This window comes from Leptolyngbya sp. DQ-M1 (assembly GCF_039962505.1).
Classification (GTDB): Bacteria; Cyanobacteriota; Cyanobacteriia; order Leptolyngbyales; family Leptolyngbyaceae; genus Leptolyngbya.
Genome location: NZ_JAMPLJ010000004.1, coordinates 244,153 through 268,804 on the forward strand (window position 1 = coordinate 244,153; position 24,652 = coordinate 268,804).

Here is a 24,652-nt window from a genome sequence, read left to right on the forward strand (position 1 = left end):
CGACAAAATTGCTATTTCGGCACAATAAATCCGTGCTTGCGGAATACGCCTCTCGCTTCATTACTGGATAGATACTGCAAAAAGGATTTGGCTACATCGGCATTCTTGCTGCTCTTCAACACTGCTATCGGATAAACAATTTGCGAATGAAAGCTCTCAGCAGCAATGGCAGCAATTTTCACTTTATCGGAGATCTGAGCATCGGTCACATAAACAAACCCTGCATCCGCATTGCTGCTTTCAACCGCCGCGAGAACTTGCCGCACATTGTTCGCATAAACGAGCTTAGAGTTGAGATCGTTGGACAGATTCAGCTTTTGCAACACCTGTTCAGCATACTGTCCGGCAGGAACGCTTCTCGGTTCGCCGATCGCCACTCGCTTAATTTCCGGCTCTTTAAGACTTGAGAAGCTTGTGACGATTCTTGAGGCTTTGGGAACGACGATCGCTAATCGATTGTTTGCTAAGTTACCGCGAGTTCCCGGAACTAATGCGCCTCTTTGATCGAGTGTATCCATTTGCCGTCTTGCGGCTGAGATAAAAATGTCAGCAGGTGCGCCTTGCTCGATTTGCTGAAGTAGAGCACCAGAGGCACCGAAGTTATAGGTCAAATCCACATCAGCGCGAGTCTTTTGATACAGAGGCTCAATTTCCTCTAGCACCTCTTTGAGACTGGCTGCCGCAGAGACTAATAAAGTGGTGTTTGCTGTGGTGGGTTGAGCGAACTGTAAGCCAAGCACGATCGAGAAGCTAATCAGAGCAACACTCAAAACCGTCAGGAAGTGTTTACGTTTCATACAATTCTGTTTAGGATAAGAATCCTGAACGCCAATAGACTTTTACCAACTTATCAGCCCTTACCAACTAAATTGGTAGCGTAATGCCCAGAAAAGATCAAGGATGGATCACATTTCAAACCTCTGAGGAGGAGCGGCAGCTTCTAGAGGCGATATGCCAACGATCGCAGCGCACCAAAACTGAGGTGCTGCGGGAGATGCTGCGGGGGTTAAAGCAGTCCAGCGATTCCGAGACGACCAAGGAAATAGCTCAAGAAGCGGCTGTCGATCGGGCTGTAAGTTCATCGAAGAAACCGCTCAAGGTGAGTTCTCGCAATGTTTTGGAAGGGAAAGTGAAGCGACTGGTGAAAGGGTCGATTCATACGGAGGTGACGATCGAAGTGATGCATCGGGTAGAGTTAATTTCGACGATTACAACGACCTCAGCCGAAGTTTTGGAACTCCAAGAAGGTAAAACGGCTTATGCAGTGATTAAGTCGAGCGATGTTGTAATTGCGATGGAATGATTTACTGAACGGAAATGCTTGGATCATATTGCCATACGACAATGAATGTTCCAATTAACGTCAGTTCGATGAGTTTTTTCGCTTCGATTTGAGCCGATCGGCCCCCTAAGTCCCCCATTTTGGGGGACTTAGAGAATCGTGATCCCCCAAATTTAAGAGCCTTCTAAGCTTCAAAGTCCCCCACTTGTGGGGGATTTAGGGGGCTACCCGCAGATCCAAACGCAGCCAAGACTTGTATCGAACTCACGTCCAATTACAACAATTTGGAAGACTTGCTCCAGTTGGGCTGAGATTCCGCACTTATGATGTCAAGCTTGATTCGGTATGGCAGGACTATGCCGACATGGTTCTCGCGCTGCCAGCCATGCAAAAATGGTTGAACAGTGCGATTTCTGAACCCGAAGTGATGCCAACGTTCGAGTCGCGATGAGTCCACAAATTTGGAGTCATTGCAAGGAATTAGGGTTGAAGACACCTTCAAACAACTCAACATCGCCGTCACCTGGGAACGTGATCTTTACTAACTTCCCCTACTTTGGCTCGATCGACGCTCAATCATTTCTCGCCTCACCAACGGCTTACCCACTGCAACCCGTGGAAGCCGATGCTTAAATCCACACAGAATTTCCCAAGAGATTGTGCCGAGTAGATTCGCCCAGTCGTCTGCCAAAATCTTTTCGTTGCCGTCCTGCCCCAACAGCGTTACAACTTCACCTTCCTGCAATGCTGGAATATGGCTCACATCCAGCATCAACTGATCCATTGTGATTGACCCAATTTGCTTTGCGTGTTGTCCCCGAACTAACGCAGTCATCTTGTTCGATAAATTACGCGGTACACCATCTGCATACCCGATTCCAATCACCGCAATCTGAGTTTCACGATCGGCAATAAACCGATATCCATAGCTCACTCCGGTTCCCGCTTGAATGGTTTTCACCTGCGTCACCCGCGCTTTCACCTGCATCACCGGACGCAAATCCAAGCGCGACCGCAAATGCTCTGCCGGATAAAGTCCATACAGCAAAAGCCCTGTCCGCACCATGTCATAGTGCAAGCTCGGATCAACAATCGTCCCGGCTGAGTTCGCTAAATGAAAGCGGGGATGCTTTCCACTCAGGTTGTAACCACAGGCACGAAGTCCCGATTCATAGCGATGCTGCTGTTGTTGCCGGATAGTCGGATCAAGATCTTCGGCAGTTGCTAAATGTGAATAAATACTCTCGATCGACAGATTCGGCAAGCTCTTCACTAACTGCACAAACTCGACTGCATTTTCCCAAGAAGTTCCTAAACGCGACATCCCCGTATCTAGTTTGAGATGAATCGGCAACACACTCTGTCGCACCGATTCTGAGAATACTAAGGCTTGCTTGGGAGTACAGAGAGTAGGTTGAAGCTGCCAATGCTCGATCGCTCGAATCTGCTCGGCGGTATGTGTCGCGCCTAGAACTAAAATCGGCGCTTCGATTCCCGCTTCGCGTAGCTCGATCCCTTCTGGAATCGTCGCCACCCCTAGCCAAGTCGCTCCTGCTTGCAAAACAGTCTGCGCCACCGTCACCGCCCCATGGCCGTAAGCATCAGCTTTCACCACTGCCATTAGCTCAGTTTTGGCAGAAATCAGGCTAAGAATCTGCTGCACATTATGAGACAGTGCCGCCAGATCAATCTCAACCCAAGCGCGTTCCCGCTGCATCAAGGCAATACTCGAACTTTGATCCCAACTCAGCATCACTCCTACTCCTCAGCCACCATTTGCCTGTCGGCTCTTGATTCTATTTCAACAATGTTTTCAAAATCGGAAAATTTAATTTTCGATCCCGAAGCCACCGCCGGTCATCTCTCAACTGCTTGACTCTCACTTTACAAAAAAGACCAAACGGAGAAAAGTGAGTGGAGATCGCTTCTTTCGACGATCGCCCTAGCCATCACCGAATGGGTTGGATATGTTAGCATCAGTGCAAATAAGCGTGTCTTAAAACAATCCGAATGGGAAAGGTTCTGGTGCTCAATGCCTCCTACGAACCGCTCAATATTACCAGTTGGCGGCGAGCAGTTGTCCTGCTTATCAAAGGCAAAGCTGAGCAAGTCGAGCATAACGGAAAGATGATTTATTCGGGGTTTCCACTCCCCACCGTGATTCGCCTGCGCCATTATGTGCGCGTCCCCTACAAAGAGATTCCGCTCACTCGCAAGAATCTGCTGCACCGCGACGGGCACTCCTGCCAATACTGCGGCTACACCGGGGACGATCTGACGCTGGATCATGTGATCCCACGATCGAGAGGCGGCGGAGATTCCTGGGAAAACATCGTTACGGCTTGTGTGCGCTGCAACGTCAAAAAAGGCAGCCGCACCCCCAAAGAAGCCGTTATGCCGCTGCGAAATCCGCCGCATCGCCCGCACAGCAGTCTTTATTTTGAAGTCACCAAGCACGTCAAGAACGGCGTAAACCAAGAATGGCAAAAATATGTCATCGGGGGAGTGCGAGAAGAATAGGATTCGAGCGATCGCGGCTCCAGATCGGTTTCCGCTCTATCAAATGAGGGAAACTGAACAAATCGCTCTGCCGTTTTTTGAACTTTTTTGCGAAGATCAGAGAGTGCCTACGATCGAGCAGCTCAAACCAGGCGAGAACACTCTGTGAAGCGAAGCTGCCGACCGAGGCTGGTTCTATTTTCCGCACAACTTCAACGTATGCAATCTGATTCGACTGTGCCATTCACTTCACTCATCACAATGGAACCAGACTCTGGTATTTCTGGGCTGAATCCAACTGAGCCTCTATCGCATAGCCTCGCTGTAGCCAAGAGCAACGATCTTCCAAAAGCCTCAAATGGCGCGGCTCATGACCAGCGAGGACGCTACCCTTACGATGTCATGCGTTCTCCGGAGCAAGAGCAGAAAATCGAAGGATTTCGTCAAGTTCTAGAGCGGCATCGTGGTGAGCGTCAGCTAATACTTTTACAGGATTTTCCTGATCCCGATGCACTTTCTTCGGCTTGGGCTTATAAACTAATCGCCCAAAGATACGACATTCAAGCCGAAATTGCCTATGCTGGAACGCTTTCGCATCAGGAAAACATTGCGCTTGTGAAGTTAACCGCATTACCGCTTCAACGATTAACGATACAAACCGCAAAAACAAAGGACTTCTCGGTTTACAAAGGCTGTGTGCTGATTGACAACCAGGGAACCACAAGCCAGCTTCTACCGTCGGTTCTGCAATCGAATATCCCGATTACAGTTGTGATCGATCATCACAGTATGCAGGACGACCTCCACGCTGAATTCGCTGACATTCGCTCCTATACTCGCGCCACCGCGACGATCCTGACGCAATATATTCAGGCGGGAATGCTGAAATTTGATACCAGCGCCCCTGAGCATGTTAAGTGCGCGACTGCGCTGATGCACGGACTACGATCGGACACAAATCGATTGATGCAGGCGCAGGAAGAAGATTTTCTCGCGGCTGCTTTTTTAAGTCGATACTATGACGCGCAGTTGCTCAACGCGGTGATGCAGTCCTCGCGATCAAAGCAGGTGATGGAAGTGATTGAACGATCGCTGAAAAATCGCACCGTTCACAACAACTTTTCGATCGCTGGCGTGGGCTATTTGCGCTACGACGATCGTGACGCAATTCCTCAAGCAGCAGACTTCTTGGTGACAGAAGAGAATGTCCATACTGCTGTAGTTTATGGCATCGTTCACGACGAAGACGAAGAACTCGAATTCGTCGTCGGATCGCTTCGCACGAACAAATTGACGCTTGACCCGGACGAATTTATCAAAGAGGCATTTGGGCAAGATGCTCAAGGACGCTTCTTTGGCGGGGGACGATCGCAAGCAGGCGGCTTTGAGATTCCGATGGGATTTCTTTCAGGCTTTACAGAAAACAGCGAATACGCCAAAACCAAATGGTCGGTGTTCGATGCTCAGGTGAAGCAGAAATTACTGCGATTGGTCAACCCAGAGCAGCACTATCCCAAAGGAGTAAATTAATCTAAAGCAAGAAGCGTCTAGGGCAACGAATTTGGTAAAGATCCAAATAGCCCCTAGACGTTTGATAGGTGTATGAAGCTTTATTTGATTCGGCATGGACTGGCAGGACAACACGGCGATTACGCCAACGATGACGAGCGACCCCTAACTTCCGAAGGAAAGCGTAAAACTGAGCAGGTCGCAAAGCAGCTACGATCGTTTGGAGTGGAGTTTGATCTAATTCTGACAAGCCCCCTGACTCGCGCTATGCAAACGGCTGAAATTCTAAAAGCGGCTGGCTTGGGCAATGCACTCGAAGTTGAGGGATATCTTGCACCAAGCGGAAATATTCAGACCTGGATCAGTTGGCTTGAAGCGTGGCGCACACCGGAGAAGACACTGGCGCTGGTGGGACATGAGCCGGACTTAAGCGGGTGGGCAGAACTGCTAATTTGGGGAGAAGTCCGCGATCGTCTCATCCTGAAAAAAGCGGGTGTAGTCGGGCTAGAGCTGCCGGATACAGGCGGCGCGATCGGCAATAGCCGCCTATTCTGGTTGACTCCTCCTAAGTTTCTGCTATGAGAATAGAACCGACTTGTGAGAAATTTTCTGAGAAAGTGTCATCAATGTCGATTTGTCGCTCTACTCATTCCTGATAGCAATTCGATTTGTGAAGGCTGCAGGCAACAGATTATTGCGAAACTTTTGGTAGGAGGACGATTAGACGATTAATTGTGTCTCTACGATTAAGGGATGCGAAGAATCGGTGATCTGCTGAATTTGTTTTTAAATTGGTATTACGATCCGAATGGCGATCGTTATCCCTTAATTTTGTCTTAAGCGATTTAATTAAGCTAAAATTTTCCTACTTTGCTTTTTGCTACGCCGAGCTTCGAGATCTAAATCGTTTAATACGCAGTTTTAGGAATGAGATGATCTCTTCAGACACCGAACAAATTCCCGCTAATCTCAAACGTTTACTAGCTCCACATGGCATCGGATACCGCATCAAGCTCCTTTCTCAACTGCTTGGTCGCAGATTTCAAGAACGGCTTGATCCCTATAAGCTGACTCCGTTTCATTGGGTGGTCTTGTGCTGTTTATGGCAGGAAGACGGGCAGGCGACATCGAGTATTAGCGATCGACTCCAACAAGTCGGCGGCACTTTAACCGGGGTACTCGATCGCATGAGTGAGCGCGGCTTGATTCGCCGGGAACGCGACTTCCAGGATCGAAGAATTTGGCGAATCTGGCTGACTGATGCAGGACGACAGCTTCAAGATATCCTCCCGCCGATCGCAGTCGAAATTCGAGAAGCCACCTTGCAGGGAATTCCGCTTCCAGAGCGCGAACACTTGTCTAGCATCATCGATCGTATCATTGCCAATTTGTCTCATTCTGCCGTTACCCCCCATGCAGATGGTTGGCGGGCTTTGCTAGCTCCCTATAATCTCGGTTATCGCATCAAAATTATTGCGCAGCTAGGAACCCGCCGATTTCAAGAACAGCTTGATCCGCACGAACTCACGCCGTTTCACTGGGTCGTTTTATGCTGTTTGTGGCAAGAAGACGGGCAGGCAACTTCTGAAATTAGCGATCAACTCCAGCAAGTCGGCGGCACTTTAACCGGGGTACTCGATCGCATGAGTGAGCGCGGCTTGATTCGCCGGGAACGCGACTTCCAGGATCGAAGAATTTGGCGGATTTGGCTAACGCAAGCCGGAGCGCAAATGAAAACGACGCTGCCCCCGATCGCCCAGTCCGTGATCGAAATGATGATGACCGACATCTCGATCGAGGAGCAAGCGGCGCTGTCTGATTGGGTGAATCAGGCGATCAAAAATCTCAACGCTATAGAAAAAACTGGGTAAGGAAACTCACCCAGTTAATGAAATCACAGCAATTTGAAAGCTTACTTGTTCGGTTGCGGAGTCATGCGGAGGTAGGGTTTCACCTCAGTGACGCCTTTGGGGAATTTTTCACGCGCTTGATCGGTCGGAATCGAAGGCACGACAACGCAATCGTCGCCATCTTGCCAGTTTGCCGGGGTTGCAACGCTGTAGTTGTCGGTTAGTTGCAGCGAATCAATCACGCGCAGCAATTCGTCAAAGTTGCGTCCGGTGCTAGCAGGATAGGTGAGCGTTAAGCGGAGTTTCTTGTTGTTGTCGATAATGAACACCGATCGCACCGTCAGGGTCGAACCTGTGCTGGAGTTCGGGTGAATCATGTCGTACAGTTCAGACACTTTTTTGTCTTTGTCTGCCAAGATTGGGTAGTTGACGTTGCAGCTTTGGGTTTCGTTGATATCACCGATCCAGCCTTGGTGGGATTCTGCATCATCCACGCTGAGCGCAATTACCTTCACATTGCGCTGGTCGAATTCGGGCTTGCGTTTTGCCACTTCACCCAATTCTGTAGTGCAAACTGGAGTGTAATCTGCTGGGTGAGAGAAGAGAACCACCCAGCTATCGCCTGCCCACTGATAAAAATCGATCGTTCCCTCAGAAGAGTCCTGAGTAAAGTTGGGAACGCTATCACCTAGTCGAAGAGCCATATCGCGTAATTTCCTTTTGAGTGTCTGTCGATCGCAAATAGTTACTGATCGATCATGCCATAAATCCCGGTTTCCCGGTCGGAGTTTAGATCTTTTAAAGATTCTATAGGTGATGAAGAACTTCGTAAAGATTTCAGACTGAAATATCAGAATTCAAGCTCAGAGCATTTACGCAGAAATCCAGTGGTACGATACAACACTTCAGCTTCAAATTTCGAGTTTTCTCCGTACCCTCCTTGAAGATGCCGTGAAGTCCTATGGGATTTGGTTGAAATTGCGGACTCCAGAAGTGCAGGATTCTAGTTTAATCGCAGTGGTCTCGCGATCGCTAAGCTGTTCTTAACCTGTAGCAAACTTCTTAGGCGATCCGGGCGCGATACCATCGATTAGGACACCCGCAACAGATTACCCGTATGGAAACCAACACTTTTCTCACGATTGACGACGACTCACTCAGCCTGCGCGATTGCCTGCGTTATCTCCAAACCTCTGGAAAGCTCCAAGGGTTTATTGGGGATATTTTACGTCAGTACGTAATCGAGACTGAAGTAAAATATCGCGATGACCTTGATATTAATCCAGCTGTAATCGAACAGGCGGTCGTTGACTTTCGGATTCAGCAGCAACTCACCGATCCGAAGCAGTTCCAAGAGTGGCTCAACCGCAATGGGCTGGATTACACAGCGTTTCACGAGCAAATTTCAACCAACTTTAAGAACGAGAAGCTAAAGATCTTGGCGACCGAACCGCGCCTACAGGAATATTTTATTGAGCGTAAAGTATTTCTCGATCGCGTGGTGCTGTCTCGGATTATTGTCGAAAGCCAAGAATTAGCAGACGAATTGAAGCTGCAAATTAGCGAGGGAGAGCGGTTTGAGATGCTGGCACGGGAGCATTCGATCGCGGACGATCGGATCGCAAACGGCATGATGGGGCCTGTCAGTCGCGGTACAATGCCCGACGCGGTCAGAGCGGTGATCGATTCTGCCAATGTGGGGGATATTGTCGGCCCGATTGAACTCGAAAATCGATGGGCGCTTTTCCGGATTGAGGAAGTAATCCCTGCAACTTTAGATAATCAGCAATTAAAACAAATGCTGACGACGGAATTGTTCGATCGTTGGCTCGCTGAGAAAATTCAAAAGATGACCGTGAAACTGCAGGTAAACGATTAGACTGAAGAACGGCAACGCCTTTTCCGTATTTTAGCCCCCTAGTTTTCAACTGCCCCCATGCTAACGAACGACCTCGCGACAACTCTCCCCTGGGAATCGCCGCCCCTCTGTTTTCTCAGTCCTGAACAACAGGTGCAATTTAAGACCACCGCCGAAGCGCGTCGCTATAAGCTAGGCGAGGTGCTTTGGTCGAGTGAAGACGCTGGAGTGCAAATGATTGTTCTCAGCGGCAAAGTGCGCCTGGTCGGGGAAGATAACAGTTCCCGCGTTTTGCAGCCCGGAGACTGGATTGGCGATTTATTAGACTTACCCGGATGGAAAGCGAGAGCCGCTAGTGGTGATGTGCAGGCAGTACAGTGGCGCAGTGAACAGTGGCTGACTGTACGTTCACCGGATGTTGATCGCTTTTGGGCAATTACGCGATCTCGCTATTTGCCGCAACTGGATCAGTCGCCGCAGCCTGTGTCTGGATTTCCCTTTGTGTCAGGGATGAATAGCGCGGCTGCTTGTTTAACGATGGTTGCAAATCATCTGCAAAATCCCGTGCAGCTTGATTGGGTGCAGCGCCAATTGCGTGGACAGCGCCCGACGAATGTGGTGGATGCAGCCGAAAAGTTGGGGCTACAGTTGCGCCGAATTCAAACGACCTGGAAAGAGGCGCGGCTGCTGAATTTTCCGGCGCTGATGCTGTGGAATGATACGGCAGAGCCGCATTGGGTAGTGGCATATGGAGTGAGGGGCGATCGCTGGATTATTTCTGATCCGCAAGATCCCATCATGACTCCGCAAGCGGTGCATCGATCTTTTATGGATCAGGTGTGGGATGGGCAACTGTGGCAGGTTGAAGCCGTTCAGAAGCAAGAACAATTTAATTTAACCTGGTTCCTGCCTGCGGTGTGGAAATACCGCGGCTTGCTCGGAGAAGTGCTGTTCGCTTCATTTACGCTGCAACTGTTGGGATTGGCGACTCCGCTGATTACCCAGGTGGTGATCGATCGCGTCATGGTGCAGGGCAGTATTCCGACGCTGGATGTGATGGCGATCGCGCTCTTAGGGGTCGCTGTGTTTGAGGCGCTACTGGGGATTTTGCGGCTATTTATCTTTACGCATACGGCGCGACGGTTGGATTTGAGCCTTTCTGCCCAGTTGTTTCGGCATTTGATGCGGCTGCCGTTAGCTTATTTTGAGTCGCGGCGGGTTGGAGACACCGTAGCGCGGGTGCAGGAATTAGAGAATATTCGGCAATTCCTTACGGGAACGGCTTTAACCGTGATTCTCGACTCGATTTTTGCAGTCGTTTATCTGGCGTTGATGTTCTTCTACAGCATTCCGCTCACGGGTGTTGCCTTGGCGGTCTTGCCTTTGTATGCGGCTTTGACGCTGACAACCACACCGATTCTGCGAAATTGGCTGAATGAGACGTTTAACCGGAGTGCGGATAGTCAGTCCTTTTTGGTGGAGACAGTTACAGGGATTCATTCGGTGAAAGCGCACAGTGCTGAAAAGCCGTCGCGCGATCGCTGGGAGGGTCTGTTTGCTCGCTATATTCGCACCAGCTTTAAGGCTTCGACGACTTCTAATATCAGCAATAACTTGGGTGATTTTCTGACGAATTTCTCGTATCTGCTGATTCTGTGGGTTGGGGCGCATTTGGTGATTAAGCAAGAGCTAACCGTGGGTCAGTTGGTGGCGTTTCAGATGCTGTCTGGACGAGTGACGGGGCCTTTATTGCGATTGGTGCAACTGTGGCAGAACCTACAGCAAGTGTTATTGTCGGTCGATCGTATCGGGGATATCCTCAACGTTGCGCCGGAAGCAGAACCCGGAACCGGATTGGTGTTGCCGCCGTTGAAGGGGCAGGTTTCCTTTGATCAAGTGTTTTTCCGCTATAGCCCGAACCAAGAACCTGTGCTGAAAGGCATTTCGTTCGATGTGCAGCCAGGAATGCTGGTAGGCGTGGTCGGACGCAGCGGATCGGGTAAGAGTACGCTGTCGAAATTGCTGCAGCGCTTGTATTTGCCGGAGGCGGGACAAATCACGATCGATGGCTTCGACATCAAGAGCGCAGATCTGCATTCGTTACGCAGCCAGATGGGTGTTGTGTTGCAAGAGGACTTTCTCTTTAATAGCAACATTATTGATAACATCAGTCTTGGTCGTCCGGACATTACAGCCGAACAAGTAGTTGAGGCAGCGCGAATGGCGGCGGCGCATGACTTTGTTAGCGAACTGCCTCAAGGTTACGAAACGAATGTAGGAGAGCGGGGAACAGCCCTTTCTGGGGGGCAACGGCAGCGGGTTGCGTTGGCGAGATTGTTTCTCTCGAATAGCCCGATTTTGGTATTAGATGAAGCGACGAGCGCACTCGATAGTGAGACCGAGCAACAGGTTTTACAGAATTTGCAGTCGATTTCAGACAATCGCACGGTGTTTCTGATTGCTCACCGCTTTGCACCTCTGAAGCGGGCAGATTTGATTTTGGTGATGGAGAAGGGATTGATTGCTGAGAAAGGAACACACGATGAACTGCTGCGGAAGAAGGGCTTGTATTGGTCGCTGTATCAGCGTCAGCAAGCTTCGGTGTAAGCGGGATTAAACTTAGAGCACGATCGCTCAACAATCTAGGCTCACGAAAGGCGACTTTGATTCGCTGAACTTCGTGAGCTTTTTTGATCGGCTAGGATTTAGGAGTAGTGCTAGACATGCGTGAGAGCGATCAGTTTTCTCACTGCGGTTTGGGCGGATGAATGCCCCCCTAAATCCCCCACGAGTGGGGGACTTTGAAAGGTAGGGGACTTGTTTAGAGGGGGGAATTACTTGTCTCTGGAATCAGCATCGAAGCGATCGCGGTGAATCGTCACTGTACAATCATGAGCAAAAATTACTCAACGTTGATCGGTAAACACGGGTGCGATGCACTGAAATAGCGATCGCGAGAACTAAAACAGCGATCGTGAGAGCTAAAACAGCGATCGCGAGAACTGGAATAGCGATCGTGAGAGCTAAAACAGCGATCGTGAGAGCTAAAACAGCGATCGCGAGAACTGGAATAGCGATCGCGAGAACTGGAATAGCGATCGCGAGAACTGGAATAGCCCTCCGGAGCACTGAAATAGCGATCGTGAGAACTAAAACAGCGCTCCGGAGCACTGATACCAAATTGATTTTTGAGTGCGATAGATCCTTGCGATTCTCAAAAGGTCATACCATCATATAGAGAGCCTTCTCTGAACATTTAGTGGTGTGGACGCGGTTATGAAGCTTGGATCTGAGGAACATAAGCAGCTTTTTTGCCAAGATTTTATGGCAACTCATCTGGAGTATGAGCCAGAGACAATGAGCTTTCCAGAACTCAATGAAGCCGAACTCGATCGCTTGCGGCGGATTCCGTTCTGGGGAATTGCCCTCGACACCGAGCGAGAAGCGGGCATGATGGTTAGCGCCATGGCAGACACGATCGACGATCCTGAGATTCGAGCCGCGATCGCACTCCAAGGCGAAGAAGAATCCCGCCACGCTCGCCTAATCGAATGTCTGATTCGCCACTACGATTTACAAGTCGAAGAACCCCCCGCACCCGTTCTACCGAAAAATATTACTCAAGCCTTCACAGACTTCGGATTTGGAGAATGCTTAGATTCATTTTTTGCCTTTGGAATGTTTGGCTTAGCTCGCCAAGCGAAGTATTTACCTGAATCGATGTTTACGCTGTTTGATCCAATTCTGGATGAGGAAGCACGGCACATTGTTTTCTTCGTCAATTGGATTACTTATGTTCAAGCGCAACAAGGACGATCGGACATTTTACGAGGTGTGCATTCTGCTTTCCATTACGGACGTGCTTTGTTTAACTTAGGCAAAATGGTGCTGGCAAAGGATGGAAATGAAGGTTTTACGGCAACAGGCGCAAAAACCTTTGTCGATGATTTGACCTTGCCACAGTTTTTATCGGCAACCATTAGCGAAAATCAGCAGCGCATGAGCCGATTTGACGATCGCTTACTCGAACCGAAATTATTACCGCGACTTGCCTCGATCGCGCTCCGAGCGACAACACTCCTGCCCAATCGCCCCACCGAGATGAAAGCAGAAGTGAGTCGTTAATGTTAAAGTCATCAACTCAAGTCGATCGTCGGTGGATGAGAATCAACGCCGACGATTTTGGCTTCTCAACCGGAGTCAATCAGGCAATTATCACCGCACATCAGCAGGGCGTTCTCACCAGCACCAGCCTCATGGTGACGGGGGATGCCGCCGACGAAGCGATCGAGCTTGCGAAAGCCAATCCTTCTCTAGCAGTAGGATTGCATTTAGTCGTGGGAATGGGACGATCGGCACTGCCACCCGAACAGATTCCCCACTTGGTTGATGCTGAGGGAAACTTTCCTGATGATCCGGCTTGGGCAGGATTGCGATATCAATTCAGTGCCAAAGCGAGACAAGAATTACCGCTTGAAATTCGTGCCCAGCTTGAGAAATTTCGGCAAACGGGCTTAAAGCTGTCTCATGTGGATGGACATTTGCATTTACATGCTCACCCCGTTATTCTGCGGCATTTAGTTGATTTGGCAGAAGAATTCGAGATCCCAGAAATCCGCTTGCCCTCAGAAGAATTGAGCATTGCACTGGAGATCGATCGCTCCGGTTGGATTGCAAAAACTGTAGGATCATTAGTATTTTCTGGATTGCGACGCTATGGAGAGAACCTTTTGAAGAAGCACCGGATTCAATTTGCCGATCGCGTTTATGGATTGCTCCAGACAGGACAAATCACAGAATCATATTTGCTCGAACTGATTCCAAAAATTACAGCCGATCGGGTAGAAATCTATTCTCATCCCGCCATTACTGTTCCTGGAGAGCCGAGTAATGCCCCGCTCAATCTGGGATTTATCGAGCTAGAAGCATTGCTGAGCGATCGTGTTCGCGCTGCCCTTGAAGCTCATGGATTTGAGTTAGCAGTAGGTTCTAATCCATGAATAGAACAGTCATCATGCTGCTTCTGGTTATCTGTCAGGTATTTGGAGATTTGTGGATCAGCCGGGGAATGCGCGAAATTGGGCCGATCAATTCTGTCGAAATTGGCGCACTATTGATGGTTGCAGTTAAGTTTTTGACGAGTCCTTGGATTTGGTTAGGAATTGCCTTTCTGATTTGCAGTTTATTGTTGTATCTGGCTGCGATGTCACGCTTTGATCTAAGCTATGTGATTCCGATGACTGCGTTTACTTATGTCCTCAGTACAGCAATGGCGATCCTGATTTTGCGTGAGCAAGTCTCTGCGATTCGGTTGTTAGGCACTTGTGTGATCACAGCAGGCGCGTTTGTGGTCGGTTGGGACGATCGGAAACATCAATCATAGCGGGGCATCATGGATACGAGAGTTTGGATTGCATTATTAGGGTTCGTCTTTGCAGACTCGATCGGCAATATCTTCATCAGCGCAGGCATGAAGCAGATGGGCGAGTTTCATCCATTTCCGTTGAAAACATTACCGCGCCGATTGTTGCATGTGTTCAATAACTTTCAAATTAGCTGTGGCATCTTTTCTACAGTAGTCGGCTTCTTTCTATTTATTTCTCTGTTGAGTTGGGCAAATCTGAGTTTGGTCTATCCCTCAACTTCTCTAACCTATGTGGTTAGCCTATTTGGTGCACGTTTCATTCTGCACGAAAATATCTCACGCGCTCGACTGCTTGGAACGATTTTAGTCGGTGTGGGTGTCGCGCTTGTGTCGATCGGTTAAATCCAGATGAATGACTCGCTTGTTCCAACCCTAATTCAGATTGCAGGAACTTTGCTTCTTGCAATCTTTTTTGTTCTGAGTCTATCAACCGTTATTTTTTATCTGTTTTCGATCGCGGCTGCCATACAGTTCTTTAGCGCTAAGCCCGAGCAGAATTTTGATTTTCAGCCCCCCCTTACAGTCCTCAAACCCGTCTGTGGACTTGATGAGAACACTTATGAGAATCTTGCATCATTCTGCAAACAAGACTATCCGAACTATCAAATCATCTTTGGAACCCAAGATCTGAATGATCCTTGTACTGCGATCGTCCAGCAATTAATCCAAGACTTTCCCGACCAAGACATTCAATTCGTGATTGATCCAACCGCGATCGGCATCAATCCCAAAGTAAATAACTTACATAACATTGCCCTTAAAGCAAAGCATGACCTTTTAGTTCTGGCAGATAGTGATATTTGGGTTGAGCCGAACTATCTCAAGCAAGTGATACAACCTTTGAGCGATTCAACCGTTGGCGTTGTCACTTGTATGTATCGATCGCGCTCTCAAAATCTCATTTCTGCATTTGAAGCCCTGAGTATTTCAACGGAATTCTTTCCGGGTGTGCTTGTGGCTCGAAGGCTTGAGGGAATGGCGTTCGCGTTTGGCGCAACGATCGCACTCAGGCAATCTGTCTTAGCTGAGATTGGAGGCTTTGAGGCGATCGTGAACTATATCGGAGATGATTTTCAGCTTGGCTATCTCCCAGCGAAAGCAGGTTATAAAGTTGTACTTTCAGAGTATGTCGTTGATCATGTTCTTTCAACGGCAACAATTTCAGAACTTCTAAAGCATCAAACACGCTGGTTTCGCAACACGCGATTTGCACGATCGTCGAGTTATTTTGGATTAATTTTCACTTACGGAACCATCAGCAGTTTGTTATTTTTCACAATGACACAAGCTTCTGCTCTCGGTTGGATTGTTCTAATTACAACTTGGACAGTGAGATACTGTGCGGCTTGGTTGATTGGAGTGCATTGTTTACAAGACGCGATCGCGAAACAACTTCTATTACTTGTGCCCTTGCGGGATGGTTTAAGCTTCTGTCTGTGGTGTTATAGCTTCTTTGGCAATACTGTAGAATGGCGAGGGCGGCGACTCGAACTTACAGCGGGGGGTGCGATCGTCAATGATGTACCACCCGCTATGAGCTAGTTTGCTTTCTCAATCACAGATTTAAGATTCGCTCGATCGCGATTGGACGCAAGCTCATTTGGAGCCGTTGGCACTCGTCCCCACTGATTCGCCAAGGTATTCAGCAATGATTCTTGCCCTGCCCGAAAGCCTTCTAAGTTTGCACCACCACCGTTCATGATCACAAACCAAACAATGCCTTTTTGACTGGTCGGTAATGCTCCTGCGAGTGCGCTCACTTCGTTTAAGCTACCGGATTTTGTCACTAATCCGGTTGGCAGCTTACGCCCGTCAAGAATGCCCTGATCATTACCCACGATCGCGAAAATGTCCCCGATCGTCATCTTGGCAGGCTTAAGCAACTGATCGATCGCAAGAAACATCGAACAGACCGCACGCGGAGAAATACGATTTTCAACCGCCAAACCTGAACCATTGACTAAAATGACTTCATTCTGAGGCACGCCTGCTGCTTGCGCTGCTTTGAGTGAAACAACCTTTGCACCCCCAACCGAGCTTGCAACAATTTCTGACATTGCGTTATTGCTGAAGCGATTCATCTTCTTCAATAGTTCAGCCAGCGGCAGCGATCGATGTGTCGCAATCTGTGTAAACTGCGGAGGATTCGCGGCGACTTTAACACGACCCGCGATCGCTATCTGAGGCTTCGGAGTCCCAGCAGGAAGCGTTTGATGTTGCGAGATCGCCTCACCCGACCAGGTTTTTGAATTCAATCCTTCTTTGAGCAATGTTCCTGCCTTGCCCAAATCCGTCTCGAAGTTCATAAAGAACTGTCCAGTCACTATCAGATCACCTGTGACTTGTTTAATGCCAAGCTGATTCAGCGCATTCCCCAGCGCGATCGCTTCTTCCCAAACAAAAAACGGATCACTCCCACCCCGAACAATCAAGTCTCCTTTAACAATGCCGTTTTCAACTGTTCCAGTTGTTCCAATCACCGTTTCAAATCGGTGATCCGCGCCAAAGGTTTGCAGTGCAGCGAGAGAAGTTGCAACCTTGGTTAAGGAAGCAGCTGACAAAGGCTTTGTGCCCTGATGATTTGCCAGTAGGGTATCACCCGATTGAATCCAAATGCCTTGAGCCGCTTGCGAATACCCTTGGGCCGACAGCTTTGAGAGATATTGCTGAACGATCGCGCTGGTATTGGGATCAGGGGTAGTGGGTGCAAGAGCTAGCGGTGCCGTTGGCGCAGGAGGCGGAAATACAACTTTACGGCTAGCTTCTTCAGGTTTAGGGCTGTCAGCAGGGGGCGATTTTGCCGCTTCTAACTGGGTGCATCCAACCAGCAGCAGGCAAACAAGCAAAGCAGAGTGGCGCATGGAGAGAATCAGCAACAGAATCGGAATTCAGCTTAGCTTATTTTGGTGGCGTTGCTGAATTGGAGTGTGTTCTCTCTCCGTTTGCGTCGGTTGCTGCCCTTATCCCCTAACCCCTTCTCCCCCTAAATCCCCCAATTTGGGGGACTTTGAGGAAAAAAGAGGTTTCTAATGCGATGATTTCTTCAAGTTCAAAGTCCCCCAAATTGGGGGATTTAAGGGGCTGAAACCGATAACAACGAAGCGGGAAAGAGGTGTGTGTATACAGTAGCGCCTCACCTATCGGGGAATCAAACGCTGTCGCCCACCCACTCCTGGATTAAACAAAGCCGCAAGCTCCGACGCAGGAAAACGATTGACCCACTCCTCCACCTCCGACTCAGTGACTGCGTAACCGCGATCGTTGGCAATCTTGACAAAGGTTTCAGGATCGCTCGTTGCTTGTAAGCGAACTTTGAGCGCATGATCTTTTTGAACCGCTTTAAACAGTTCAGCAGCATGATGTTGCGACATAATACAGTTCCTCGCAAATATTAAACTGGCAAAATAGAGAAAGAACGTGGTGCTAAGATCTCTACCCATTCAGCCTAAAGAATTCTGAGAGGAGTGATTCAGACTGACATGAAAATTGATTAGACTGTAAATGAAGATTAACCCTATTCTTGCGATTTTTGAACTTCACCTGTGAAAGTTATTTTGTTCGATTTTGACGGAACCATTGTTGATAGCGTTGAAATTGGGATTGCAATTACAAATCGTTTAGCGATTCGATTTGGATTTCCTCCTTTTGACGAAGAAACCTTAGAAGAACTCAAATATTTGGGATCAAGAGAAGCCCTCAAGCGATCGCAGATTCCCGTCTGGCAGTTGCCTTTTCTGATTCGTCGCTTTACTCAAGAGCTGAATCAAGAAATCCCAAATTTGCAGCTCTTTCCCGGAATGCAAGAAACATTACTAGAACTAAAACAGCAAGGATGCTGTTTAGGAATTGTTTCAACCAATTCTGTTAAGAACATTCAAGAGTTTCTCAGGGTGCAAAACCTGACATCCACGTTTGATCTGATTTCTGCAAATTATGCCCTATTTGGTAAAAGTCGATTAATTCAGAAAATCATCCGACACAGAAAGTTTGATTCCAATCAGATTTATTATGTCGGCGATGAAACTCGCGATATTGAAGCCGCCAAAAAAAGCGGCGTTTACTCTGTTGCGGCAACTTGGGGATTAAATGCGGCTGAGATTTTGAGCCAGAACGATCCTGATTTTTTGATTCATCACCCGAAAGAACTCCTGCACTTATTAAACAGTTGACAGTCCCGTCGCTAAAGCAAGCGGGAGCGTCAACTGAACTCTAAAGTTGCATATCGCCTATCTAGCCAATATCGATCGTGTTCACCCATTCCCGATAGCGTTCATCCCGGTTTTCAGTTACAGCCGTTAGCACTTCGCGTAAGCGATCGGTAATCGGTCGAGTTGTGCCAAATTCAAACGTTTCAATCCGCTTCACTGGAGTAATCTTCGCAGCGGTTCCACTCAAAAAGACTTCATCGGCGATGAACAACTCTGATTTATCGACTGGGCGCTCCACAACTTTAATTTCCAAATCACGAGCGATCGTCAAAATGCTGTCCCGCGTAATCCCTTCCAAAATATCTTGGTCGTATCCGGGCGTAATCAATTCCCCGTTTCGCACCACAAAAATATTCATGCCCGATGCCTCGCTCACTTTGCCTTGCGAGTTGAGCAAAATCGCTTCATCGAATCCAGAGGAAACTGCTTCAGTTTTGGCAAGTGAGGACGTGATATAAGCGCCGCTGATCTTGCCGCGTAACGGTAAACTGCGGTCTTCTTGGCGATACCAGGAACTAATCCGACAACTCACTCCTTCTGGAGACAAGTAATCGCCTAACTCTAGCCCGTAAACAAAAAAGTCTTTCTCAATATTGTGCAGACGGGGTGCAATTCCCAGATCTGAAGTGTAGACAAACGGACGGATGTAGAACGATCGCTCCGGTCGATTCTTCTTCACAAACTCGGTGATAATGCTCTCAATCTTATCCGCAGGCAAATCGTAGCTCAAGAATTTGGCGCTGCTGCTGAGGCGTTTGCAGTGTCGATCGAGCCGGAATAACAGCACTTGATTGGAATTTTCAGGATTAGGAATGCCGCGCAATCCGCCAAACGCGCCCGTTCCATAATGAAGTGCGTGCGTTGCGATCGACAAATTCGCCTCAGCAAACGGCACAAATTGATTCTTGAAATACGCAATGGGAAGAAAAGTGTGCATGGAAATTGGGTAAGACTTCAGAAAACGGCAATCGTACGCGCGATAGATTTCCTAGATTACCTTGAAATTTCAGTTCTCGACTGCCCGATCGAGTCCTAATCTAAATTATCTGCAATACGATATAACTAATTACTTGGAACTCCGGTTCTTTCTTGTCCCTCTAGTGATTTGTACGCGATCGAGATCGATATGCAGCCACCTATTCCAGCCTCCACAATTTTACAAAGCCGCTACCGCGTTCTCAGCGTCTTGGGACAGGGAGGATTTGGACGAACATACCTTGCAGAAGATCAAGGACGCTTCAACGAACTGTGTGCGATTAAGGAACTCACACCGCCGCAAGATAATCCTTACGCCCTGGAGAAATCTAAAGAACTCTTTCAGCGAGAAGCCCAAACGCTTTATCAAATTCAGCATCCCCAAATCCCGCAGTTTCGCGCCACGTTTGAGCAGGATCAGCGCTTTTTTATTGTGCAAGATTACGTCGAGGGTAGTACGTATCGATCGCTTCTGGATGAACGCAAAGCGCGGGGATATGTGTTTTCAGAAAGTGAAGTAACGCAGCTGATTCGGCAGGTTTTGCCTGTGCTGGGATACATTCACGGCAAAGGCATTATTCACCGGGATATTGCACCGGATAATATTATTTTGCGCGATCGTGACAAGCTTCCCGTACTGATCGATTTTGGTGTGGTCAAAGATCTCGCCACTCGCATTCAGGCACAAGAAACCAATAAACAACATACAACGGTTGGCAAACTCGGTTATGCCCCAACCGAACAAATGCAGACCGGACGCGCTTATCCGAATAGCGATTTGTATGCGTTAGCAGTCACGGCAGTCGTGTTACTCACCGGACGAGAGCCACAAGATTTGTTTGACGAAAATACAATGACCTGGCGCTGGCAGCGATTCGTCAATCTAGAGCCAACCTTCGCGCAAGTGCTGAATCGAATGTTGAGTTATCGAGTCGGCGATCGCTTTCAGTCTGCAACCGAAGTGATTCAAGCGCTGCAATCCCCCGCAACGATCGCACCCTTGCCTGCAACTCCACCGCCCACCAACGTACCACCCACGAATATTTCTCGTGCTGAAACGGTAGCGGTTGGTCATCGCAATTCTCCCACCGTTGCGCCCACAAACTTACAAGCACGCGACTCCTCGGTTCCGACTCGCAGTTCTTTCTGGGATGATCCGTGGGCAGTGTTCGCGATCGGCACCGGATTAGTGCTGCTCACCGGATTAGGCGCTTGGACAATTACCCGCGCTTTGATGAACGCGAATCAACCGATCGCGTCTCCCACTCCGACTCCAACGATCACAACTTCTCCCACTCCGACCAAACCCCCCACGCCTCGCCCTTCACCCACTCCCACTCCCACTCCCAGTCCAGTCAGCTACAGTCAACAATTAGATTTATCGGGTGGAACGGTCAATCGGAGTGGAACTTTGCGATCGAATGAAACCTTAAACTTCATTGTTCCTGCGAATCAAGGACAGCGCTTGAATACCAGCTTGGGTAGCGAAGGCGTGTTGCTCAGTGTGTTAGCTCCGAATGGTGATCCAGTCGATAACGCTGCCAGTCGCGTTTCTAACTGGGCTGGCGAACTTCCCTTTACAGGAAGCTACACGGTACAACTCAGAACCGTTAAAGGAATTCCTAAGAGCGACTTTAAGCTGAACGTGACGCTGCAAACGCCCACGCCTCCGTCGCCCTCAGTTCCTCCATCTCCTAATCCTATTGTGACCGAAGAAGTGATTACGATTCCTCAAGGTCAAACCGGAACCCAAGTGAGTAATACGGCAGATGCGAATACAACGCGCCGTTATTTAATTAATGTTCGACCCAACCAAGCTTTATCGCTGAATATTTCTCAAGGTGCAAGGTTTACAGTAAGATACCCCAGTGGGGAGCCTGTTGAAGATGCAGTAAATCTGCGATCGTGGCAGGGTATTGTCCCGCGGGGTGGTGCTTATCAAGTGGATGTCACCAGCGATCGCGAAACTAATTTCACATTAAGTGTGGATGCGAAATGATTCCGAATGCACTTTTAATCACGGGAACGGATACTGATGCCGGTAAAACGGTATTAACGACTGCGTTGATTGCATATTGGCAAAAGTATTGTCAATCGCGTTCTCTAGGCGTAATGAAACCGTTGCAGACGGGAGTGGGCGATCGTGAACTGTATCGTCAATTATTTGAGTTGGATCAAACCCCGGAAGAGTTAAATCCACTGCATTTTGAGGCTCCACTTGCGCCCCCGATCGCAGCCGATTTGGAGGGCAAGCGAGTCGCCCTTGAGCCTGTCTGGAAAGCGTTTGAGGCGTTGCGGCGCCAGCGTGATTTTGTGCTGGTTGAGGCATTAGGCGGATTAGGATCGCCTGTGACGCATGAAACCACCGTTGCAGATTGGGCTTGGGATTGGCATTTACCCGCTGTATTAGTGGTGCCTGTGAGATTAGGCGCGATCGGGCAAGCGGTGGCGAATGTGGCACTGGCGCGACAATCGAAAGTTCACCTCAAAGGAATTGTGTTGAACTGTATTCGATCGAGTTCCGATGAAGAAATTGAAAACTGGGCATCGGTCAGCTTGATCGAACGATTAACCGGAATACCCGTTCTCGGATTGCTGCCTTATTTAAGTGATCCAACTGATGTAGAAAAATTGGCTCAAGCGGCGGCAAATTTAGATTTAGAGCGGCTCATCCCTGACATGGTTAAAGGATTCGCGTAACTGTATGTTCTGCTCCGATTTCAAGCACTAAGTCTACATCCCTCGATTGTTCCACCATCGGTGTAATAAACAATTTGGGATGCAATGCTTTCCAGAAATATTCAACAAATTGATCAATCTCTGCATCACTCATACCTGGTTTGCCCTGAGCGACCATTTGATGTTCTGCTTGTTTACGCCATTGCTTGCTGAGTTGATAGTCTGGAACATACAAAACAATTAACCGATCGAGCAATTCCCATAGGGGTACATAGTTCCTCAACTGCCGATTCATATCTCGCGCAAACTGGCAATCGTCCTCGGTGACGATCGGCGCAATCCTAAATTCAGACTCAATCGGACGCACTCCAACAAACCAGCCTTCAAACAATACGATATCTGCATGATCAATCATTTGCGGCTGAGTGCGATCGCCTTCTCCACCAAAGGCAGACTTATCAAATCGAGGCAGCGCGATCGGAAATTGACCTTGCTGAAATTGGGTCAGAATCTCGATTCCGAGTTGAACATCATGCGTTCCGGGTGGCCCTCGCCGCACTATGCGCGGATCACGAGTTCTGAGGGCAACTCGATCGACATACGGCAAATACAAATCATCGATCGACCAGCTAACCGCACGCAGTCCAAGCTGACTCAAAATCACAGTCAGCATTCGCGTTAAGGTCGTCTTTCCCGTTCCCTGCCCACCTAAAAAGCCTTGAATTAAAGCGCGATCACTCGGTTTCCAGCCGGCAATCTGCATAGCTAGGGGTAGCCATAGATTCCAGAGAGTATCGATCGCAGGAGGTAGTTTTAGTTCAGTGCAAAGCTCAACGATCGCACTATAGCTCCGATCAAACAGTGCCAAGCGCGACTGAATGCGATCGTGAACATTGCTTGCATCAATTCCAAAAGTAGGATTTTGTAGTGCAAAGGATTCTAAGCGCGATCGATCATGAGAGCGAATTAGTTCTTCTAGAGTCATAAGATGATTATCTACAGAAAATCGGGAGGCTGGCAACCAACCCCCCGATTTAAAACCCCTTAAATCAAACCCTGATTTAGAAGACAGTCATTACTCAAACTACATGCCCGCAGCTTGACGTTGAACTTCGCTCTTCTTCGCCTTGAACTCAGAGGCGATTTGCTCCAGTTGCTGATCGCTGAAGTTATCGCGCAGTGCAGCAAAGAAAGTGCTTTCTTCTTGGCGGACGTGATCCATGATTTCGTCCATCAAGCGGTTCAGCGAGGACATAAACTCATCCGACGTCATATCCATTTTTTCCATCGCATCGAGTGCGGGGAACCAGGAATTTTGCTCATCATACAGTTCTTGCAGATCGCTTTCTGCATACTTACCGCGAACTGCCGGATAAGCCACTTCGTTTTCTGCGATCGCATGAGCGCGAAGGTCGCCGCTCAATTGCATGAAGAATTCTTTGCGCTTTGCAGGATCTTGAGTGCCTTTGATTTCAGCAAACAGAACATTCACCTTTTGGTGATCCATGCGGAGCACGTCTTGAATGTTCATGTCAGACTTGTCGGTGGTTTGAGTAACCACGCTACCCACAACACCCGTCAACGCGGCAACTGAATCTTGAACTCGTGCCCACAGCCCTTGATCTGCATCCATTCCGGTGAGTTCACGCACACCCAACAGTTCGATTACGCCTTTCAATTGCTCTTGGTGAGCACGGTTTTCAAAGTTAACGGTGTTGAGCGGAGCGATTGCAGCTTCGATGTCTGCGCCAACTTTTTGAGCCGCTTTATGAATAACAATTCCCGACATCACTTGTTGGTGCTTCAGCAGTTCATGCTGGAAGACCTTTTCAAACAAGGTAAGTTCAGAACCCGACATCATTTCATCAAGCTTCTTCACCATTTCGGTGATCGTTTCTTTCGGCTCAGACTGAACGCCGTATTGCACAATTACTGTATCCAGGATGCCCAGGTTCTTCTGGTCGTCCTTCAACATATCTTGAAAACGCTTCACCAACTCAGAGTCAGTGGTTGCCGAGATGAATCTTTGTTCGTTTGCAATAAGAAATTCTTGGACAGCTTTGATGTCTGCAAGCTTCATCGCGATCGCTAGACGCTTGGTATCATCCATTGTTGCTACCATTTTGTGTTCTCCACTTGTTTAATTATTCTCAGGATCGGCATCCATTCAATTCTGAGTTTGCCGCACCCACCCGAAAGCAACATCTTTCCGTTGGTTGACTTAAAAGTGCGCTAAGTTACCTCACAAAGGACTAAAAGACTGACCTTTGGATAGTAAACTTCCCGCGCGAATTGCTGCAATTGGGCTGGATTCGTGGCGGCGCAGATAAGGCATCCCTTCATCGCCATCGTTCTTTGCAATGAAAA

At 48.6% G+C, this 24,652-nt stretch carries 25 protein-coding genes and 1 pseudogene; 17 read left to right on the forward strand and 9 right to left on the reverse strand.

Annotated features, from left to right (window positions below; all coding sequences use genetic code 11):
- Positions 1-11 precede the first annotated feature (11 nt).
- Entirely contained in the window at positions 12-797 is a 786-nt protein-coding gene (gene modA, locus NC981_RS14460) for a molybdate ABC transporter substrate-binding protein (RefSeq protein WP_348243602.1), read from the reverse strand.
- Positions 798-880: 83 nt separating this feature from the next.
- Here modA and NC981_RS14465 point away from each other — a divergent pair, with 83 nt between their 5' ends.
- Complete coding sequence (locus NC981_RS14465) at positions 881-1,303, forward strand: molybdopterin-binding protein (protein ID WP_348243603.1); 423 nt, start codon at positions 881-883, stop codon at positions 1,301-1,303.
- A gap of 232 nt (positions 1,304-1,535) precedes the next feature.
- Positions 1,536-1,733, forward strand: coding sequence for a hypothetical protein (locus NC981_RS14470; protein ID WP_348243604.1), 198 nt, complete (start codon positions 1,536-1,538; stop codon positions 1,731-1,733).
- A 90-nt stretch (positions 1,734-1,823) separates the two neighbouring features.
- Here the strand turns inward: NC981_RS14470 and alr are convergent, their stop codons facing one another.
- The gene (alr, locus tag NC981_RS14475; RefSeq protein WP_348243605.1) at positions 1,824-3,035 is read right to left on the reverse strand and encodes an alanine racemase; all 1,212 of its coding nucleotides are present in this window, start codon (positions 3,033-3,035) and stop codon (positions 1,824-1,826) included.
- Positions 3,036-3,292: 257 nt separating this feature from the next.
- Between alr and NC981_RS14480 the strand changes: the two genes are divergently transcribed.
- The 5 genes and pseudogenes from NC981_RS14480 (at position 3,293) to NC981_RS14500 (ending at position 7,161) form a co-directional block, all read left to right on the forward strand.
- A complete protein-coding gene (locus NC981_RS14480; RefSeq protein WP_190377665.1) occupies positions 3,293-3,802 on the forward strand; it encodes an HNH endonuclease in 510 nt (169 codons plus the stop codon).
- 240 nt (positions 3,803-4,042) lie between these two features.
- Positions 4,043-5,311: a bifunctional oligoribonuclease/PAP phosphatase NrnA gene (locus tag NC981_RS14485; protein WP_348243606.1), complete on the forward strand. Its 1,269-nt coding sequence runs from the start codon at positions 4,043-4,045 to the stop codon at positions 5,309-5,311.
- 72 nt (positions 5,312-5,383) lie between these two features.
- On the forward strand, positions 5,384-5,872 hold the full coding sequence (gene sixA / locus NC981_RS14490; RefSeq protein WP_348243607.1) for a phosphohistidine phosphatase SixA: 489 nt from the start codon (positions 5,384-5,386) through the stop codon (positions 5,870-5,872).
- A gap of 350 nt (positions 5,873-6,222) precedes the next feature.
- A pseudogene (locus tag NC981_RS14495) lies at positions 6,223-6,684 on the forward strand (MarR family transcriptional regulator); the annotation flags it as partial.
- Complete coding sequence (locus NC981_RS14500) at positions 6,679-7,161, forward strand: MarR family transcriptional regulator (RefSeq protein ID WP_199298617.1); 483 nt, start codon at positions 6,679-6,681, stop codon at positions 7,159-7,161. The pseudogene NC981_RS14495 and the gene NC981_RS14500, both read left to right, overlap by 6 nt.
- A gap of 41 nt (positions 7,162-7,202) precedes the next feature.
- Here NC981_RS14500 and NC981_RS14505 read toward each other — a convergent pair whose 3' ends face one another.
- Entirely contained in the window at positions 7,203-7,844 is a 642-nt protein-coding gene (locus NC981_RS14505; RefSeq protein ID WP_348243608.1) for a peroxiredoxin, read from the reverse strand.
- 413 nt (positions 7,845-8,257) lie between these two features.
- Between NC981_RS14505 and NC981_RS14510 the strand changes: the two genes are divergently transcribed.
- Positions 8,258-9,019: a peptidylprolyl isomerase gene (locus tag NC981_RS14510; RefSeq protein ID WP_348243609.1), complete on the forward strand. Its 762-nt coding sequence runs from the start codon at positions 8,258-8,260 to the stop codon at positions 9,017-9,019.
- Between the two features lie 57 nt (positions 9,020-9,076).
- Positions 9,077-11,605, forward strand: a complete 2,529-nt coding sequence (locus NC981_RS14515) for a peptidase domain-containing ABC transporter (protein ID WP_348243610.1) — start codon at positions 9,077-9,079, stop codon at positions 11,603-11,605.
- Positions 11,606-11,887: 282 nt separating this feature from the next.
- Here NC981_RS14515 and NC981_RS14520 read toward each other — a convergent pair whose 3' ends face one another.
- Positions 11,888-12,127 (reverse strand): hypothetical protein, encoded by a 240-nt coding sequence (locus NC981_RS14520; RefSeq protein WP_348243611.1) that lies wholly within the window; start codon positions 12,125-12,127, stop codon positions 11,888-11,890.
- A gap of 147 nt (positions 12,128-12,274) precedes the next feature.
- Here NC981_RS14520 and NC981_RS14525 point away from each other — a divergent pair, with 147 nt between their 5' ends.
- From NC981_RS14525 to hpnI, 5 genes are read left to right on the forward strand one after another with little or no spacing between them, the layout of a single operon-like run.
- Positions 12,275-13,123: a ferritin-like domain-containing protein gene (locus NC981_RS14525; RefSeq protein WP_190377672.1), complete on the forward strand. Its 849-nt coding sequence runs from the start codon at positions 12,275-12,277 to the stop codon at positions 13,121-13,123.
- A complete protein-coding gene (gene hpnK / locus NC981_RS14530) occupies positions 13,123-13,998 on the forward strand; it encodes a hopanoid biosynthesis-associated protein HpnK (protein ID WP_348243612.1) in 876 nt (291 codons plus the stop codon). The genes NC981_RS14525 and hpnK overlap by 1 nt, the downstream gene beginning before the upstream one ends.
- The gene (locus tag NC981_RS14535; protein ID WP_190377674.1) at positions 13,995-14,381 is read left to right on the forward strand and encodes a hypothetical protein; all 387 of its coding nucleotides are present in this window, start codon (positions 13,995-13,997) and stop codon (positions 14,379-14,381) included. Before hpnK ends, NC981_RS14535 begins: the two co-directional genes overlap by 4 nt.
- A 9-nt stretch (positions 14,382-14,390) precedes the next feature.
- Positions 14,391-14,765, forward strand: coding sequence for an EamA family transporter (locus tag NC981_RS14540; protein WP_190377675.1), 375 nt, complete (start codon positions 14,391-14,393; stop codon positions 14,763-14,765).
- Between the two features lie 6 nt (positions 14,766-14,771).
- The gene (gene hpnI, locus NC981_RS14545) at positions 14,772-15,965 is read left to right on the forward strand and encodes a bacteriohopanetetrol glucosamine biosynthesis glycosyltransferase HpnI (protein ID WP_348243613.1); all 1,194 of its coding nucleotides are present in this window, start codon (positions 14,772-14,774) and stop codon (positions 15,963-15,965) included.
- On the opposite strand, the gene NC981_RS14550 is transcribed toward hpnI, so the two are convergent.
- Both NC981_RS14550 and NC981_RS14555 read right to left on the reverse strand, forming a co-directional pair.
- Entirely contained in the window at positions 15,962-17,284 is a 1,323-nt protein-coding gene (locus NC981_RS14550; RefSeq protein WP_348243614.1) for a D-alanyl-D-alanine carboxypeptidase, read from the reverse strand. The genes hpnI and NC981_RS14550 overlap by 4 nt on opposite strands.
- Positions 17,285-17,560: 276 nt before the next feature.
- A complete protein-coding gene (locus NC981_RS14555) occupies positions 17,561-17,794 on the reverse strand; it encodes a Nif11-like leader peptide family natural product precursor (protein ID WP_190377678.1) in 234 nt (77 codons plus the stop codon).
- A 171-nt stretch (positions 17,795-17,965) separates the two neighbouring features.
- Here NC981_RS14555 and NC981_RS14560 point away from each other — a divergent pair, with 171 nt between their 5' ends.
- A complete protein-coding gene (locus tag NC981_RS14560; RefSeq protein WP_348243615.1) occupies positions 17,966-18,592 on the forward strand; it encodes an HAD hydrolase-like protein in 627 nt (208 codons plus the stop codon).
- 61 nt (positions 18,593-18,653) lie between these two features.
- On the opposite strand, the gene NC981_RS14565 is transcribed toward NC981_RS14560, so the two are convergent.
- The gene (locus NC981_RS14565) at positions 18,654-19,568 is read right to left on the reverse strand and encodes a branched-chain amino acid transaminase (RefSeq protein WP_348243616.1); all 915 of its coding nucleotides are present in this window, start codon (positions 19,566-19,568) and stop codon (positions 18,654-18,656) included.
- A 189-nt stretch (positions 19,569-19,757) separates the two neighbouring features.
- On the opposite strand from NC981_RS14565, the gene NC981_RS14570 reads away from it, so the two are divergent.
- Both NC981_RS14570 and bioD read left to right on the forward strand, forming a co-directional pair.
- Complete coding sequence (locus tag NC981_RS14570; RefSeq protein ID WP_348243617.1) at positions 19,758-21,605, forward strand: serine/threonine-protein kinase; 1,848 nt, start codon at positions 19,758-19,760, stop codon at positions 21,603-21,605.
- Positions 21,602-22,306, forward strand: coding sequence for a dethiobiotin synthase (bioD, locus tag NC981_RS14575; RefSeq protein WP_190377681.1), 705 nt, complete (start codon positions 21,602-21,604; stop codon positions 22,304-22,306). The genes NC981_RS14570 and bioD overlap by 4 nt, the downstream gene beginning before the upstream one ends.
- Here the strand turns inward: bioD and NC981_RS14580 are convergent.
- Entirely contained in the window at positions 22,290-23,270 is a 981-nt protein-coding gene (locus NC981_RS14580) for a glycerate kinase (RefSeq protein WP_348243618.1), read from the reverse strand. The two genes, bioD and NC981_RS14580, sit on opposite strands and share 17 nt — an antisense overlap.
- A gap of 99 nt (positions 23,271-23,369) precedes the next feature.
- Positions 23,370-24,407, reverse strand: a complete 1,038-nt coding sequence (locus NC981_RS14585) for a hemerythrin domain-containing protein (protein ID WP_348243619.1) — start codon at positions 24,405-24,407, stop codon at positions 23,370-23,372.
- Between the last annotated feature and the right edge of the window lie 245 nt (positions 24,408-24,652).